We start from the raw sequence: 16,580 nt of genomic DNA on the forward strand, positions 1-16,580 counted from the left end.
TCTATTCCTCAGTTTTAATGATCGCTGTTTGGGCATTTACTAGCCAGACTTCAACTAAACTGTAAGTGTTTTGATCCACACTTAAGTTAACACGGTAATAGCTGTCATTGATTTTAACTATGACACCATCCGACAGTTGTACTGAGCTGGCGAAGATAGAATTTACGCCTACTTTTTTTTCTTTTGATAACAACCTTACAAAATTAACCATTTGCGATGATTGTGAATGTATATTCTGGCTATTTGTATAGTCTGAATATTGAACGCCAGAAATAAAGAGTAAAAATAACAAGGCGATAATTGTTAAGTCCCGGTATTTAGTCTGTAGGCGATGGCGCATGTACAGGCTGAATACGACTATCAATACAGACAGAGTGCTGAAAATAACAATGTATTTTAGGTAGTCATTGATGTTGGACTGAGTTTGCAAATATGTTATACCATAAAAATTCATAGAGACATTACACCTGAATATTTAAGATCTTCATCTTTATTATAGTGGTTTGGTGCCACTTTTCACCCAGATATTGAGCAATAATTTTTTCTTCCGGGTTTTGTCGTTGGACGTTTTTGCTGAAGCCGAGATAAAAAGTATAAATGTCGAAGGATTAGGCCGCCAGTGCAGGCTATTTTTTGTTCGATAAGCTCCCTGGTTTCTATAACCAACTGAATCAAGGTACACGTGCGCTTAACACTAATAGACTTAATAATCATGAATAACGTCTGTGTTTCACTCAACAGCTGGCATGCTGTAAGCGACTACTTTGTGCCATAAGCGCATATACAAGTATCTGAGCATGTTCGCTAATATGCAGCACGCAATGCAATACATACGCCGGATTACACGCTGAGGCGAAAAATAGAGAAATCTTCGTTCCCGCTCTCATCACAGCCAAAACAACTAACTATTTTCTGCCTGATGCCGATAAACACATTCGTTGCCGCACAGTTCGTATTCGCGGCCCTTTGAGTCTTTCAACAAATCAGGTGGAAACAAATATGACGATTACACAGCGGCTATTCACGGTCTTTTCTTTACTTGCCGCCTCACTTATCACTCTGGTAATCGTGGCCGTGCTGGTGCTGACGGGCTTTCAGTCACGTTTCCAGTACATACAGAGCAATGCCACTCCCTCCATTATCGACCTGGGGAAACTGGTGGACGGCAGCAACCAGCTGATTATCTGGATGTACCGCCATCAGAGTGCAACTGACCCGGTCAGGCAGGCCGACGTTGAGAAACGCCTCAGCGAGAAAGTCGAGCAATTGGAGTCACTCAATCATTATTATCTGGAACATGACATTTCCAGCGAAGAAGACAGGGAGATGACGGAGGCAGCATTTAATACTATTAATGACTTTCGAAGCAGGCTTCCGGCTTTCCTTCAGGCCTCACGGTCACAGAATGACAAAGCATCGCTTGTAGAAATCCAGGGCAGCGCAGGCAGTGGTTCAGCCGCCCGCGCCCTGATTGCCGGCTATCAGAAACAGCTGCAACTGAACGTGGATATCGGTGAGTCGCTCAATAACCAGAACACCCGAATCTATCAGATTTCTTTATGGAGCATGATATGTGGCTCCGCAGTCGTTATTCTAATCCTGACCTTTTTTGCTCTAAGAACGATAACCGGCATCAAAAGAAATCTTTATGCCATGCGCACGACCATGCAGCAGGCCAGTTCACGCCTTGATATGACCCTCCGTGTGGACGACTCGCGCCAGGATGAAATTGGCCTGACGGCCAGGGCGTTTAATGAGCTGGCGGAAAATGTTGCCGCTTCGCTGCTGTCGGTGAGCGCATCATCCCAGTCGGTTAGCACGGCCTCTGCGCAGATATCGGCGGGCAATGAGGATCTGTCAGCCAGGACCGAGGAGCAAGCGGCGTCTCTGGAGCAGACGGCAGCCAGCATGTCTGAACTGAGTGAAACGGTCCGTCAGACCGCAGAGAACACCGGCACCGCAAGCCAGCTTTCGCAAAGCGCCCGCACTCTTTCAGAAGACAGTGCGCAGAAGGTTACTACGATGCTGCGGACCATGTCCGATATCAGAGGCAGCTCTGCGAAAATCACCGATATTATTTCCGTCATCGAGGGTATTGCCTTTCAGACCAATATTCTGGCACTCAATGCAGCGGTTGAAGCTGCACGGGCAGGAGAACAAGGACGCGGATTTGCTGTGGTGGCGGGTGAGGTTCGCAATCTTGCTCAGCGTTCATCATCTTCAGCACGCGAAATAAAAGTGCTCATAGAGTCATCAATGCATTTCGTGGAAGCGGGCGCACAACAGGCGGAAGAGGTCGGAAATAACATGGGAAGCCTGAAGGACGCCATCGGGCAGGTTGCAGACCTCGTCAATGAAATTGCGGCCGCCGCTCATGAGCAGATGCTGGGCATCGGTCAGGTGCACCAGGCGGTGAATCAGATGGACGACGTGACACAGCAAAATGCGGCACTCGTGGAAGAAGCGTCAGCAGCCTCAAACTCGCTGATGGAGCAGGCCACCGTCCTGAACCAGCTGGTAGCGGCCTTTGTCGTCGGTGCCCCCAAGGCAACGGAATTTCCCGCTTCGGCAGGAATTGCAGCCTTAAAGCCATCTTTATCGACCGGGCGCAGCATAAAGAAAAACACAGAAGCGATGGAAGGCGACTGGCAAAGCTTCTGATGCCATTAAAACCGGTATTTACAGTGCCGATGAGACGTGCAGGCATCCGCCTTCCAGGCGGATGAATGTACCTGAATCTGCTGAAGCCAGCCGCCACCTGACATCGGGTACAGGTGGCGGTTAACCAAATTATCTCCGTGCACAGTCGGCTGTTACAGTGAAGGAATGGAGCTGCGTCATCTGCGTCCTGTCTGCTTTATTCCGGCATGAATTCACACTGCGCCCCAGTAGATCGTGCCTGGCAACGGCTATTTCCGTGTCGATGAACTTGTCTGTAAACTGTCCAGCTGACCGCTGTTCTTCTGGTACCCGATAACCCGTCTCTGGGAGTGGATCGTGGTTGATTATCCAATCCTCAATCGGGCGAAGATTTTGATCATAAACGCCCCGCCCGACTCTCTTCTACTTCTTATCCAGCGACCAGGTCGCGCTGCGAATATCGACTTTTACCGGCAATAGCCCTATCTGCGTAAACTTATCCGCCAGCGCCTGCTGCTCAGCGAAGACGTCAGGCGTCATCCGCTCTGCGCCATAGGGCATTCGGGCCAGCGTCCGTTGCCAGATAGGCTGAGGCAGACCGGTTGAGATGGACATCATTTTTGCCGCCTCTCCCGGGTGCTGATTCGCCCAGATACTGAGCGAACCCAGTTCATCTACCACCTGGGTGGCAATGTGCGGATAGGTTTCCGCAAACTTTCGGCTGGCAAGATAGAAGGTATAATGCGGCACCAGGCCTTCGGCATTTTTAATCAGCCGCGCATGGGCGTTGGTTTCAACTTCTGCGTAGTAGGGATCCCAGATCACCCAGGCATCCACCGCGCCGCGCTGGAATGCAGCACGCGCATCGGCGGGGGGCAGATAGACCGGGGTAATATCTTTATAACTCAGCCCCGCCTGCTCCAGCGCCATGACCAGCAGATAGTTTACGTCAGAGCCTTTATTCAGCGCCACGCGTTTGCCTTTGAGATCCGCCACCTTTTTAATGGGGGAGTCGGCGGGCACCACAATCGCCTCGGTTTTGGGGTTGGCGGGCGAGTGTGCCAGATAAACCAAATCGGCCTGTGCAGCCTGAGCAAACGTCGGTGGCGCGTCGCCGGTGGCGGCCAGATCGATACTGCCAATGTTTAAGCCTTCCAGCATCTGCGGCCCGGCCGGGAACTCAATCCAGTGAACTGCCATCCCCTGCTTCTTAAACGCCTGATCCAGCGTGCCGCGATATTTCAACAGTGCGAAGATGTTGGCTTTCTGAAAACCGATATTCACCGTATCGGGCTTTTCTGCTGCAGCCTGGGTGTTGAACGCAAAGCCTGCCTGGACGGCAAAAATTAATGCGCTGAGTAAAACTCTTTTCATCTCTCATTCCTGAGTCTGGTTGTTGTCAGCGCAACATAACAAACGTGGATTGAAGCGCTTAGCGATGAAATGTTCGATGCTTAGCGAAAAAAACGCTAAGGATGCCAGACCGACTCGCGAACCCGAATGGCACGGTTAAATAACCCCAGTGCATAGAAACGGTCAGCGATGGTCTGCTGTTCCCGGATAATGGCAAGGTTCATGCGCTGTGTCTGATGGCTGCGCCGCGCTAAGGCGTGCATCAGTGAGGTAGTGGAGATACCGAGCTCGGTAGAGAGCAACGCGGCAGCTTCAGCCCGGTGTGCATCGATGTAGCGGCCAGTCTGCTCCAGCGCGGTGAGCAGGATCTGCAGCAGATCGCCCGACTGCGCCGCTAAACCACGTTCGGCAAGATAAAACTGATGGTTATTGACCCTGCCAGTGCCATCCGCGATCACTCTAAACTGTCCGCTGCTCTCTGCATCGCTGAGTAGCGGGTCCCACATCATCCAGGCATCCACTGCGTTGAGATCGCTGGGCGTTAGCGGATATTTTGGCGGTGCATAGAGGATGCGCACATCATCCTGCGATAAACCTGCCTCATCCAGAATTTGCAATAACAGATAGTGAACGTTGGATCCGCGATTCACGGCGATTCGTTTGCCTCTGAGATCGCCGATATGCTGAACCGGGCTGCTGCGCGGTACCAGCAGCGCCACGCTCTGCGGCGCGGCCGGTTCCCAGGCAACATAAACCATCGGGCTGTTGCTGGCCTGCGCAAACAAGGGTGGAACTTCACCGGTGGTCCCGAAATCGATCTCCTGATGGCTCAGTGCATGCAGAAGCTGCGGACCAGCAGGAAACTCACTCCACAGCACGCTGACGCCCCGGTCGGCCAGCTGATGTTCCAGCGACTGGCGCGCTTTCAGGATGCCGAGGTTGCCAAATTTCTGATAGCCGATACGCAGTTCCCGCTCCCGTTCAGGCTGCTGATTAAGAGAAGCGTCGCGCTGACGCAGTGAGGTACGGCGTGGTTTAATCACCCCCAGATGGCCCAGTTGGGTGCGCAGCGTATGACGACTGATGCCAAGCAGCGCCGCAGCCTGAAGCTGATTACCCTGAGTGAGTTCCAGCGCATTCTTCACCAGCGCGGCAATCACGCGAGGATAGAGCGGCGCGTCGCTCTGCTGTATTTGCTGGCGTAAAAACTGATCCAGTGCCTCCTCTCCCGGTGGCAATTCGCTACCCGTAATGTTAATCAGGCGGAGCTGCTGTGGCGTGACCAGCGAGGTTTTGCTGAGGAGCACGGCGTTATGCAGCGTGTTCTCCAGTTCACGGATGTTACCCGGCCAGCTGTGGTCCATCAGAGTGGCGACGGCCTCCTCGCTAAGACGTAACTGAGGACGGCCAAGGCGCCGCGCATAGAGCTGCAGGAAATGAGTGGCCAGCACCGGAATATCTTCACTGCGTTCCCGCAGCGGCGGCAACGTTACGCTGGCCACATTCAGGCGGTAGTAGAGGTCTTCCCGGAACCGCCGTTCACGAATCGCCACAGCCAGGTCCCGATTGGTGGCCGCAATGACCCGCACATTGACCTTTATAGCTTTGGACGAACCCACGCGGGTGATCTCACGCTCCTGCAGCACGCGCAACAGCTTCACCTGCAGTGACGGACTCAGCTCACCGACCTCATCCAGCAGCAGCGTGCCGCCCTCGGCCGCTTCAAACCAGCCACGATGGCGATCCTGTGCGCCGGTAAATGCCCCTTTCTCATGACCAAACAGCTCTGACTCCGCCAGACTCTCGGTGAGCGCGCCGCAGTTAACCGCCAGAAAAGGCTGTTGGCTGCGCGCGCTGTGATGATGCAGATAGCGCGCCATCACCTCTTTGCCCGTGCCGGTTTCACCAATGATTAATACGGTCGCATCGGTAGGGGCGAGCTGATCCAGCACGTTTTTAAAGGCGCGCGATGCGGGGTCAATCAACTCAGGACTGGGAATTTGCATCTCATTTACCGGGTTAGCAGGAAAGCTATGACCATACCGCGCGGCAGACGTGGAAACGAGAGGCGAAACGCACTGGATTGTTGCCAATGCAGCAGGCCGCAACCGAAGCTGTTGCCTATGCGGCAATGTAAACCTGACCTATTTTTTTGTATCTCATTGAATATAATATATAAATAGTTAGCAAAACTCTGGCACGCATTCTGCTAATAGCTATATAACCAAAGAGATTATCCCTATGTATTAAATCCAAATATCGTTATAAAGGAATCTGCTAATGAGCCATGCGACACAGGAAACCCTCAACCTTTTCTGGTTTCTGCCCACCCATGGTGATGGGCGCTATCTGGGCACCACCGAAGGCGGCAGAGCGGTCGATTTAGCCTACTTACAACAGGTTGCGCTGGCGGCAGATAATCTGGGCTATTACGGTGTGTTAATCCCGACCGGTAAAAGCTGCGAGGATTCATGGCTGATCGCCTCCGCACTGGCGCCGATCACTAAAACGCTGCGCTATTTAGTGGCGGTACGTCCGGGCCTGCAGCCGCCGAGTCTGGCGGCGCGTATGGCGGCTACGCTGGATCGGCTCTCTGGCGGACGATTACTGATTAATGTGGTTACGGGGGGGGATCCGGTAGAGAACAAAGGTGATGGCATCTTCTTAAGTCACGAAGAGCGTTATCAGGTGACCAGAGAGTTCCTGGAGGTCTACTCCCGCCTGATGAAAGGCGAGAAGGTCGATTTCGCGGGCGAGCATATCCGCGTAGAAGGCGCTGAGATCCTCTTCCCACCAGTGCAGGAAAAGGGTCCGCCACTCTATTTTGGGGGGTCCTCGGACGCAGCCATCGACGTTGCGGCGAATCAGATTGATACGTATCTGACATGGGGAGAGCCGGTCGAACAGGTGGCGGAAAAACTCGCGGTGGTTCGTCAGCGGGCGCAGGAGAATGGCCGTACCCTCTCCTTTGGCATCCGGTTGCATGTCATTGTCCGGGAAACCGAAGAGGAAGCCTGGGCGGCGGCCGATCGGCTGATTTCTCATCTGGATGAAGAAACCATCATTGCCGCGCAGAAGATTTTTGCCCGCATGGACTCAGCCGGACAGGCGCGGATGAGTGCGCTGCATCAGGGCTCTCGTGAGAGCCTGCGCATTGGACCTAACCTCTGGGCAGGCGTCGGCCTGGTGCGTGGCGGTGCAGGCACTGCGCTGGTGGGGAGTCCGCAGCAGGTTGCCGATCGCATCCGGGAGTATCAGGCGCTGGGAATCGACAACTTTATTTTCTCCGGCTATCCGCACCTTGAAGAGGCGCACCGTTTTGCTGAACTGGTGATGCCACTGTTACCACTGGCTTCCAGTGCCGAAAAGAAACAGCGCAGCGTAAATACCGGCCCTTTCGGTGAAACCATTGGCGGCGACCGTCGTCCGAATAAACAGGCCAGCGCCAGTTAACAGAAAAGGCTCGCTTATGTCACAACAGCAGATTGTCATTATCGGCGGGGGATTCACCGGCACCGCCGTAGCTATCCATCTGGCCCGGCTGGGCCAGGAAGGATTACACGTGACGGTGATTGAACCACGGGCGCAGCTTGCGCAGGGTGTGGCATACGGCACCACCGATCCGGCTCACCGCATCAATGTACCTGCCGCCAGAATGCAGCTTGCGGGTGATGAAGAGGGCATATTTGACCGTGACTATCGTGCATCGTCTGCCTTTCAGGCCGACCCGGACGCGTTGTGGCGTGACGGCAATGTCTACCCGCAGCGCAGTGAGTTTGGGCGCTGGGTCAATGCGCAGTTCGTGCATCATCATCAGCACTCGCCGGTGAAACTCAGCCATCTGTGTGACAGCGCGGTTGCACTGCAGGATGGCGTGGTCACCACGGCTTCGGGGCAGCAGATCAGGGCCGATCAGGTGGTGCTGGCGATCAGCCATCCACCGCCGGAACTGCCTGCGTTGCTGAAGCCGTTACAGGAGCATCCGGGGTTAATTGCCAATCCGTGGCAGCGCGACGCGCTGACACAGGTCGCTCCTGACGATCGGGTGGCGATTATCGGTTCAGGGCTGACCATGTCCGATGTGGTGGCGTCACTGCATCGCCAGCAGCATTGCGGAGAAATTACCGTCTTCTCCCGTCGCGGACAGTTGCCACGTGCAAACCTGAGTGGCAGCGATGAGACCTACACCCTGGATTATAGTCAGCCGCAGCCCGCCAGCGCGCGCGGCTGGTTACATCGGGTACGTCAGGAGGTAAAACAGGCAGCGGCGATGAATCTTCCGTGGCAACTGGTGCTGGATGACCTCCGCCGCAACGGTCAGCGCATCTGGCAGAGCCTCTCTTTGCACGAGCAGCAGCGCTTTCTTCATCATCTTCGTCCCTGGTGGGATGTTCACCGCTACCGGATTGCACCGCAGGTCAGCCAGGTTATCCGCCAGCAGCAGATCAGCGGTCAGCTGTCGCTGCTGGCGGCGCGAATGAGCGCCGTTGAATCGGGTGGTGAAACTCTCCGGCTGACGCTGCACCTGCGAGGCGCGCAATCGCAAATGCTGGAGGTGGATAAAGTGGTCGTCACCACCGGCCCGGCGCACAACACCCTGCTTAACAGTAACGCGCTACTGCGTCAGCTCCACGGTGATGGCGTGATTCAGCCCGACCCGCTGGCACTGGGCATTCATGTTAACGCGCTGTCACAGACGCTGAATGCGCAGGGTGAAGTCAATCCTTATCTCTGCGTGGCCGGGCCTGCCGCGCGGGGTCGCTTTGGCGAACTCATGGGACTACCGCAGGTTGCAGAACATGCTGAGTCCGTAGCTCGGCAGCTACTCACTGCCCCGTCGCTGCCCCTCACCGAGCGATGTCCCGGCTCACTCACGTACTGAATCGTTCTTCCTAAAAATCATTAAAAAGTGGACGGCAAGAGATTGCCGCATCCGCTCAGGAGTCTCTATGTCATCGCAACGTGAAATTCGTCTGAATGCTTTCGATATGAACTGCGTCGGTCATCAGTCACCCGGTTTGTGGGCGCATCCCCGGGACCGTTCCTGGCAATACAAAGACCTGGAGTATTGGACCGACTTAGCGCGTCTGCTTGAGCGCGGCAAGTTTGATGGGCTGTTTATTGCTGACGTGCTGGGGGTCTACGACGTGCTCAACGGTAATAACCAGGCGGCGATTCGTCACGCCACGCAGGTGCCGGTGAATGATCCGCTGGCCCTGATTACGCCAATGGCGCTGGTGACCGAACATCTGGGTTTTGGCCTGACTGCCTCACTGTCGTTTGAACACCCCTACCCGTTTGCGCGGCGGATCTCGACCCTTGATCATCTGACCAAAGGACGAATTGGCTGGAATATTGTTACCTCCTATCTGGAAAGCGGCGCACGCAATATTGGTCAGCAAGCTCTGACCGATCACGACGCGCGCTATGACTATGCCGATGAGTATCTGCAGGTCATCTATAAGCTGCTGGAGGGAAGTTGGGAAGATGGTGCGGTTCTGCGTGACCGTGAGCGCCATATTTTCAGCGACCCGAACAAAATCCATCCGATTAATCATCAGGGGACATTTTTTCAGGTACCGGGCATTCATCTTTGCGAGCCGTCACCGCAGCGCACGCCGGTGCTTTACCAGGCGGGCGCGTCCAGCCGCGGTAAAGCATTTGCTGCGGAACACGCTGAATGCGTGTTTGTGGCGGCGCCGTCGAAAGTGCTGCTGAAGAAAACCGTGGCGGATATTCGCCAGAGGGCCGCTGAAGCGGGACGCAATCCGCGTTCCATACTGATCTTCAACCTGCAGACGGTGATTGTGGGTGAAACTGATCTGGCGGCTCAGGCTAAATGGCAGGAGTATAAACGCTTTGTCAGTTACGAAGGCGCGCTGGCTTTGATCTCGGGCTGGACCGGTATTGATTTTGGGCAGTATCAGCCGGAGCAGATACTGAAGCATCTGCATACCAATGCGATTCAGTCGGCGGTTGAAACCTTCTCCACGGCCGATCCTAACCGTCAATGGACAGTACAGGGCCTGGCAGACTGGGTGGGTATTGGCGGATTTGGTCCGCTGCTGGTGGGCAGTGCTGAAACCGTGGCCGATGAGCTGCAGCGCTGGGTGGAAGAGACGGACGTTGATGGGTTCAACCTTGCCTACGCCGTGACGCATGAAACGTTTACTGACGTGGTAGAACTGCTGGTGCCGGAACTGCAAAAACGCGGCGTTTACAAGCAGGCCTATCAGCCCGGTACGCTGCGTGAAAAATTATTTGGGCAAGGGCCGCGGCTGGCGTTGCCGCATCCGGGCGCCGGTTATCGCCGGAACACGGACGCGGAACAGCGAATAAACAGCGCTGAGTTTTCAGGATGAAAAATTGCCGCTCGATGCTGCAAGGGAGGGCTGAATTAGTTTCTCTTTACCGGGAATAGCGCGCCGGTTTCAGATGTTAAAAACTGAAAGGCTTTAATTCTTACCGGATGAGTCCAGCTATTCATCCGGCCTTGGGTATGGGCGGAGGGATTAATATTAACTTATTGAATTTATTATAATAGTTATCATTATTTGTTGGTTGTTTAACGTTCCGGAAATTCATATAAAACCCTCGTTACCTGCTGAATACAATAATGAGGATACAATGAGTACATTAAATATTGACGACACCTTAACCGCCCCGCCGCCACACTCCGCACCAGTGCGATCGGTGAGTGATGTCGCCCGGCTCATCAACAATCATACCGGGAAAAATAGCTATGCTCGCTGGATCGTTTTCCTGGCGCTAGGGGGGGTATTTCTTGATGCCTATGATCTCACCACGCTCTCTTACGGCATTGATGATGTGGTGAAGGAGTTTGGCTTAACGCCGGTGCTAACCGGACTAGTGACCTCCTCAATCATGATCGGCACCATCGTTGGTAATCTGGTCGGCGGCTGGCTGACTGATAAATATGGCCGCTACTCGGTGTTTATGGCGGACATGCTGTTCTTTGTGGTCTCTGCTATTGCTGCGGGACTGGCTCCCAATGTCTGGGTGTTGATTGGTGCGCGCTTTCTGATGGGAATCGGGGTGGGAATTGATCTGCCGGTTGCCATGGCTTATCTGGCGGAGTTCTCTAAATTCTCCGGTAAGGGCAACAAAGCGTCACGTCTTGCGGCCTGGTGCCCGATGTGGTACGCCGCTTCATCGGCCTGCTTCTTTATTATTTTTGCGCTCTATTTCCTGTTGCCAGCCGAACATATCGATTGGCTGTGGCGCGCCTCGCTGCTGTTTGGTGCCGTACCGGCGCTGCTGATTATCGCGGTGCGCAGTAAGTTTATGAATGAATCACCGCTGTGGGCGGCTAATCAGGGCGACCTGAGCGGCGCAGTGCGTATTCTGCGCGATTCATATGGGATTGTTGCGCATGAGGAGCAGCCCCCTAAAGCCGTTGCTGTGCAAGCGACGCCGAAAGTGCGTTTCCGCGTACTGTTTCAGAAACCCTATCTGGAGCGTACCGTCGTCAGCGCGGTAATGAACATCTGTATTTCGTTCGAATATACTGCCATCGCTTTCTTTCTGCCCTCCATTCTGGCGCAGTTCCTGGGCGCGGGTGTCTTTGAGACTATTTCTGCTTCGCTGGGTCTGAATGCGCTGTTTGCTTTTACCGGCGGTCTGCTGGGAATGCGACTGGCATGGAAGTTCCCCTCACGTCATGTGGCGATTGCTGGCTTTGCGCTGCAGTTTATCGCGCTGATCGCGCTGGCATTAATCGGTCATCCGCAGGCGACCAGCGGCGTGGTATTTGCGGTGCTGATGTTGGGACTCTGGCTGTTTGCAGAGGGTTTTGGGCCAGGCGCGCAGTTGATGATCTATCCGGCGCTATCCTACCCGACCCACATCCGTGCCACCGGTGTCGGCTTTAGTCGTTCACTCTCCGGCATCGGCAGTGCGCTGGCGTTGTTTATTTTGCCAATTTTGCAGGCCCGTTACGGCACCAACATGTTCTGGATTGTTTCTCTCGCCGCCCTTATTCCGATTATCTTCCTGTTAATCATTCGGTTTGAACCGACCCGACAGGATATTGATGAACAACCTGAATCAGGAGAAGATCATGTCTGAATTAAGTCACACCGAATTTGCTACATTGACCCAACATTTCAGACCGCTCTTTACCCGCATCGCGGAGGGGGCCGCAGCTCGTGAAGCCGATCGCACCCTGTTGCATGAGCCGATTCGCTGGCTGAAAGAGGCGCGATTCGGCACCCTGCGCATCCCCAAAGAGGAAGGCGGTTTCGGCGTTTCGCTGCCGCAGTTATTTTCCCTGCTGACCGGATTGGCCGAGGCAGATTCAAATTTGCCGCAGGCGCTGCGCGCGCACTTTGCATTTATTGAAGATCGTCTGAACCAGCCTGAGAGTGATGACCGACGTCGCTGGTTCCGGCGTTTTGTGGATGGCGAGCTGGTGGGCAGTGGCTGGAGTGAGATCGGTGCGGTTAAGCTGGGTGAAGTCAACACTCAGGTCTCACCGGTTGAGGGCGGATGGCGAATCAGCGGCGAAAAATTTTACAGCACGGGCACGCTCTATGCGGACTGGATTGATGTTTATGCAAAGCGCATTGACAACGGTCGTGACGTGATTGCTCTGGTGAACACCCATCAGAATGAGGTGGAACGTGATGATGACTGGGATGGCTTCGGGCAGCGGCTGACCGGCAGCGGCACGACGCGTTTTAAACAGGCGCAGGTGGAACAGTCGCATGTTTATGATTTCAGCGAGCGCTTCCGTTATCAGACTGCTTTTTATCAGCATGTATTATTGGCCACGCTGGCGGGCATCGGTCGTGCAGTGGTACGTGATGCCGCACAAGGTGTCGCGCAGCGTAAGCGGATTTACAGCCACGGCAATGCACCTCAGGTCAGACAGGATGTACAGGTGTTGCAGGTGGTCGGGCAGATCAGCAGCCTGGCATGGGCAGCAGAAGCCACAGTTGACCGCGCGACCCATTCATTGCAACGGGCGTTTGAGCTGCAACTGAATGATGCAGATGAGGCGCAGCTTCACGCAGCAAACGTACTGGCAGAGGTAGAGTCAGCCCGGGCGCAGGCCGTTGCTGTTGAGCTGGTGACGCGTGCTGCCACTGAATTCTTCAATGCACTTGGCGCTTCCGATACCCGCGTTAGCAAGGCGCTCGACCGGCACTGGCGCAACGCCAGGACGGTGTCATCGCATAATCCTGTAATCTACAAAATACGCAATGTTGGTGATTGGGAGGTAAATGGCAACGATCCGACCTTCATCTGGCAGATAGGTAATGGGGAGTAAGCCTATTGCCGGGCGACGTATCGGTAGCGCTGACCCGACGGATAACCCAGGCACAGACGACCATGGGCAGTTGTAGCTTAAATACGTAGATTATTAAGCGAACGGTCAGGCTGGCATTAGATCTGGTTGCATAAATGATTGCGTACTAAAAATTTTCATAAATTTGCCATTGATTTAATTGGCAAAAAATGGGGTTAATTAATTCCAAAGCAGAAATGATTTTTCCCAATAGATAATATTTTAATAGGGTAGGCGCAGTGCGCCCTGCTCCAGAGGGAATCAGGGGCTGATTTACAGTTTTCTTAGCTGATAAAGCCTGTCAGTCTGGAAAGTAATACACGCCGGCTTCGTGTCACGAGGCTGGCGCTTACTCTTCTTATTTTGCTGTTAAGGCTTGCTTACTGACTATGGCGTTGCTGAAGCATGATGTGGTGATATTTTCCAGTTCCTGCCCTTCCAGACGTATGTAAAGGTATAACGTGTATTTTATCTTTAAAGGTAAAAGTATACACGATGCTATCAATCGTTTTATTAAAGCCGATTCTGATAAGGCGGAGATCTATTTTACCGCTGGGGCCTTCTTTCAGGCGGTTTTTAGAATCATCTAAACGTTCCTGATCGGTCAGACTCACCTGGATTAAATAAGTAGGCTGTAACACTGCATCGCTGATATCTCACTCAGTGAGTTTCGTAGCATCCCCGGTTGCCAGAGAATTATCTTATTTATCAAACAGGCTGATGACATCCTGTTCAGTTGCGTTAACTCAGGTCTCTGGCGGTCTTGCCAATGTTATAGGTGGTGTGCAGGAAGAACCTAAAAGGCACAGCGATAATAAAGTTCTTTATATGAAAACATCCTTTTTTACTCAGAGTCAGGTCGGACTTGTGCAGTTTATCCCCGATGCCGTCATGAAATATTGATAACTCGTTAATACGTCATGGCCCTGTTGTCTTGCCAGAAATAGGCCTGTCAGGTAAGTTGATTATTAATAGAAATTCATTAAAAATCCTGAAAAAGATAATTTTAATGCTTCTGATATGCCTGTTTTAAGATAGGTGATGGTCGTCATTGTCGGGTGTTTAACTCTTCGATGAACCAGTCTTTAGGTTTTTATCCTGTATTTTAATGTTCAACTATTTTTGTGACGCTCAAATGAAAAGTTCCGCTTCAGGGCGATAAAATAGCGTCGGCAAGCTTTTTTTTGGTTTATTCTTAATAAAATTCGCTCAGGGTTGACCGCTGTAGAGGCGTGCTATAGGGCTATTTTTATGCGCCATCAATTAAACTGGTCGACTCCTCAATCTGGCATGAGGTCATTTTAATACTCTTTTTGATATCTGCGTTCTTTGGTGCGCTGACTAGATTCAGCGACAGGATGTGGTGATTTAATTAAGTCATTATTGGAGAGATAACCCCTCAGAATTTCATCGAATCCAGTGTTAATGACATTTTATTTTAGCATGGGACTTTTACCTGATATTCAGTCAGTGAATGCCGCACCGCAATCGGGAGCAATCAGTATGTTAATCATGATGTATCCATGCTTCATCCGATTGTGGTGACGACGGATCAAGTAAAAACAACGCTGGATACTGAATGTGAACCTGACTTCGTATAATTGTTCTTATACGAAGTCATGACACCGCGACGGCACCAGGTTAAGATGGCTAGCAGCAAAGTCCTCCCTGAAAAATGACAACGCTACGTAAATTCTGCCCGGTTATCCCCCTGCTGAGTTCTCAGAATTCGTGTAGCGCGATCGCAATTGTTTTTGGTTGATAAGTGAGCAAATATGAGTGAGTTAGTGCCCCTGCCGAATCTGGCCGTGAAGCGGAGCCGCGATATCACTGAACGGCTCAGGCAGTTTGTCCAGGATAAAGACGCTTTCTCACCTAACACCTGGCGACAACTGCTCAGCGTAATGCGGATCTGTAATCAATGGTCGGAAGATAATCAGCGCTCTTTCCTGCCGATGAGCGCAGATGATTTGCGCGACTATCTCTCTTTTCTGGCTGAAAGCGGCCGGGCCTCTTCGACCGTCACTTCACACGCAGCGTTGATTTCGATGTTACACCGTAACGCCGGGCTGCCGGTGCCCAACGTCTCTCCGCTGGTTTTTCGTACGATGAAGAAGATAAATCGCGTTGCGGTGATGAACGGTGAGCGGGCAGGCCAGGCCGTACCTTTCAGGCTGACTGACCTGCTGGCGCTTGATAAAAAATGGTCAGGTTCTGACAGCCTTCAGGCGCTTCGAGATTTGGCTTTTTTACATGTGGCCTATGCAACATTATTACGGATCAGTGAATTGTCGCGATTGCGGGTGCGTGATGTGATGCGCGCTGAAGACGAACGTATCATTCTGGATGTAGCGTGGACAAAAACCCTTGTTCAGACTGGCGGATTGATCAAGGCACTCAGCGCCCGTTCAACTCAGCGACTGGAAGAGTGGATTGAAGCATCCGGGCTATCCAGCCGGCCTGATGCCTATCTGTTTACTGCAATACACCGGTCTGGCCGGGCACAGATTGCCGAAAAGCCAATTAGCACTCGTGCACTGGAACAGATATTTACCCGTGCCTGGCAAACCGCTGGAAAAGGCGGCGCAGTGAAGGCCAACAAAAATCGCTATACCGGCTGGAGTGGCCACAGCGCCAGGGTTGGTGCAGCCCAGGATATGGCAGATAAAGGCTATCCGATTGCCCGAATCATGCAGGAAGGCACATGGAAAAAACCGGAAACCCTGATGCGCTATATCCGTCATGTGGATGCCCATAAAGGTGCCATGGTGGAGTTTATGGAACAACACACTGACCCCGACGTTCCTGGCTGAGGGGCGTATTGAAAGACAATTCAGGGCATGTTCATGCTGAAGTTATCCACAGAAAAAGTGGACAGCCTGTGTGTAAGCCGGTACGGAATTGAGATGCGTCGGGCATATGTCAGGTTCATCCCGCTGATTTAATTGATATCTTCTCACCGTTCTACAGCTTGATTCGTCCCTGTCTTGAAAACAGGAGCCGCAATCGACCATTAGAGCATCGCAGAAGCCAGCGCTGGTCCCTGTACTGACGATCAACGGCGTTCATCGGGAAGGCTAATGCTTGCTGACAGGGTTAATAAAAAGGCCGCCCTTAGGCAGCCTGTACCACTGTTTCTAAAATGATATTACATGAATAAACACTTCATTTTGGCTTCCGACATATCAGAGTGAGCAACCGGACAATCATTACCTATCCGCTTCGGTGCGCACAGGCGAGCCTCACAATGGAGAGAGTAAATAACAGCCGCGCTCAA

Annotated in this window: 10 protein-coding genes; 7 read left to right on the forward strand and 3 right to left on the reverse strand. The window is 52.9% G+C overall.

The annotated features are described in order from the left end of the window. Nucleotide 1 precedes the first annotated feature (1 nt). Nucleotides 2–454 carry a DUF3290 domain-containing protein gene (locus WFO64_RS19210; protein WP_337013637.1) on the reverse strand — a complete coding sequence of 151 codons (453 nt, stop codon included), beginning with the start codon at nt 452–454 and terminating at the stop codon, nt 2–4. A gap of 545 nt (nt 455–999) precedes the next feature. Here WFO64_RS19210 and WFO64_RS19215 point away from each other — a divergent pair. Then, complete coding sequence (locus WFO64_RS19215; RefSeq protein WP_337013716.1) at nt 1,000–2,661, forward strand: methyl-accepting chemotaxis protein; 1,662 nt, start codon at nt 1,000–1,002, stop codon at nt 2,659–2,661. A gap of 402 nt (nt 2,662–3,063) precedes the next feature. On the opposite strand, the gene WFO64_RS19220 is transcribed toward WFO64_RS19215, so the two are convergent. Continuing rightward, entirely contained in the window at nt 3,064–4,014 is a 951-nt protein-coding gene (locus WFO64_RS19220; RefSeq protein ID WP_337013638.1) for a sulfonate ABC transporter substrate-binding protein, read from the reverse strand. 95 nt (nt 4,015–4,109) lie between these two features. Next, on the reverse strand, nt 4,110–5,999 hold the full coding sequence (locus WFO64_RS19225) for a sigma-54-dependent Fis family transcriptional regulator (RefSeq protein ID WP_337013639.1): 1,890 nt from the start codon (nt 5,997–5,999) through the stop codon (nt 4,110–4,112). A gap of 274 nt (nt 6,000–6,273) precedes the next feature. Between WFO64_RS19225 and ssuD the strand changes: the two genes are divergently transcribed. The 6 genes from ssuD to WFO64_RS19255 all read left to right on the forward strand — a co-directional run bounded on the left by ssuD (nt 6,274) and on the right by WFO64_RS19255 (nt 16,116). Further along, entirely contained in the window at nt 6,274–7,446 is a 1,173-nt protein-coding gene (ssuD, locus tag WFO64_RS19230; RefSeq protein WP_337013640.1) for an FMNH2-dependent alkanesulfonate monooxygenase, read from the forward strand. A 16-nt stretch (nt 7,447–7,462) separates the two neighbouring features. Beyond that, on the forward strand, nt 7,463–8,875 hold the full coding sequence (locus WFO64_RS19235) for an FAD/NAD(P)-binding protein (RefSeq protein WP_337013641.1): 1,413 nt from the start codon (nt 7,463–7,465) through the stop codon (nt 8,873–8,875). A gap of 67 nt (nt 8,876–8,942) precedes the next feature. After that, nucleotides 8,943–10,355 carry an LLM class flavin-dependent oxidoreductase gene (locus WFO64_RS19240; protein WP_337013642.1) on the forward strand — a complete coding sequence of 471 codons (1,413 nt, stop codon included), beginning with the start codon at nt 8,943–8,945 and terminating at the stop codon, nt 10,353–10,355. 265 nt (nt 10,356–10,620) lie between these two features. Continuing rightward, nucleotides 10,621–12,081, forward strand: a complete 1,461-nt coding sequence (locus WFO64_RS19245; RefSeq protein WP_337013643.1) for an MFS transporter — start codon at nt 10,621–10,623, stop codon at nt 12,079–12,081. Then, nucleotides 12,074–13,285, forward strand: a complete 1,212-nt coding sequence (locus WFO64_RS19250; protein ID WP_337013644.1) for a monooxygenase — start codon at nt 12,074–12,076, stop codon at nt 13,283–13,285. Before WFO64_RS19245 ends, WFO64_RS19250 begins: the two co-directional genes overlap by 8 nt. A 1,793-nt stretch (nt 13,286–15,078) precedes the next feature. Continuing rightward, complete coding sequence (locus WFO64_RS19255) at nt 15,079–16,116, forward strand: tyrosine-type recombinase/integrase (RefSeq protein WP_337013645.1); 1,038 nt, start codon at nt 15,079–15,081, stop codon at nt 16,114–16,116. Nucleotides 16,117–16,580 lie beyond the last annotated feature (464 nt).

The organism is Pantoea sp. AS142 (assembly GCF_037152305.1).
In the GTDB taxonomy this organism is placed as follows: Bacteria; Pseudomonadota; Gammaproteobacteria; order Enterobacterales; family Enterobacteriaceae; genus Pantoea.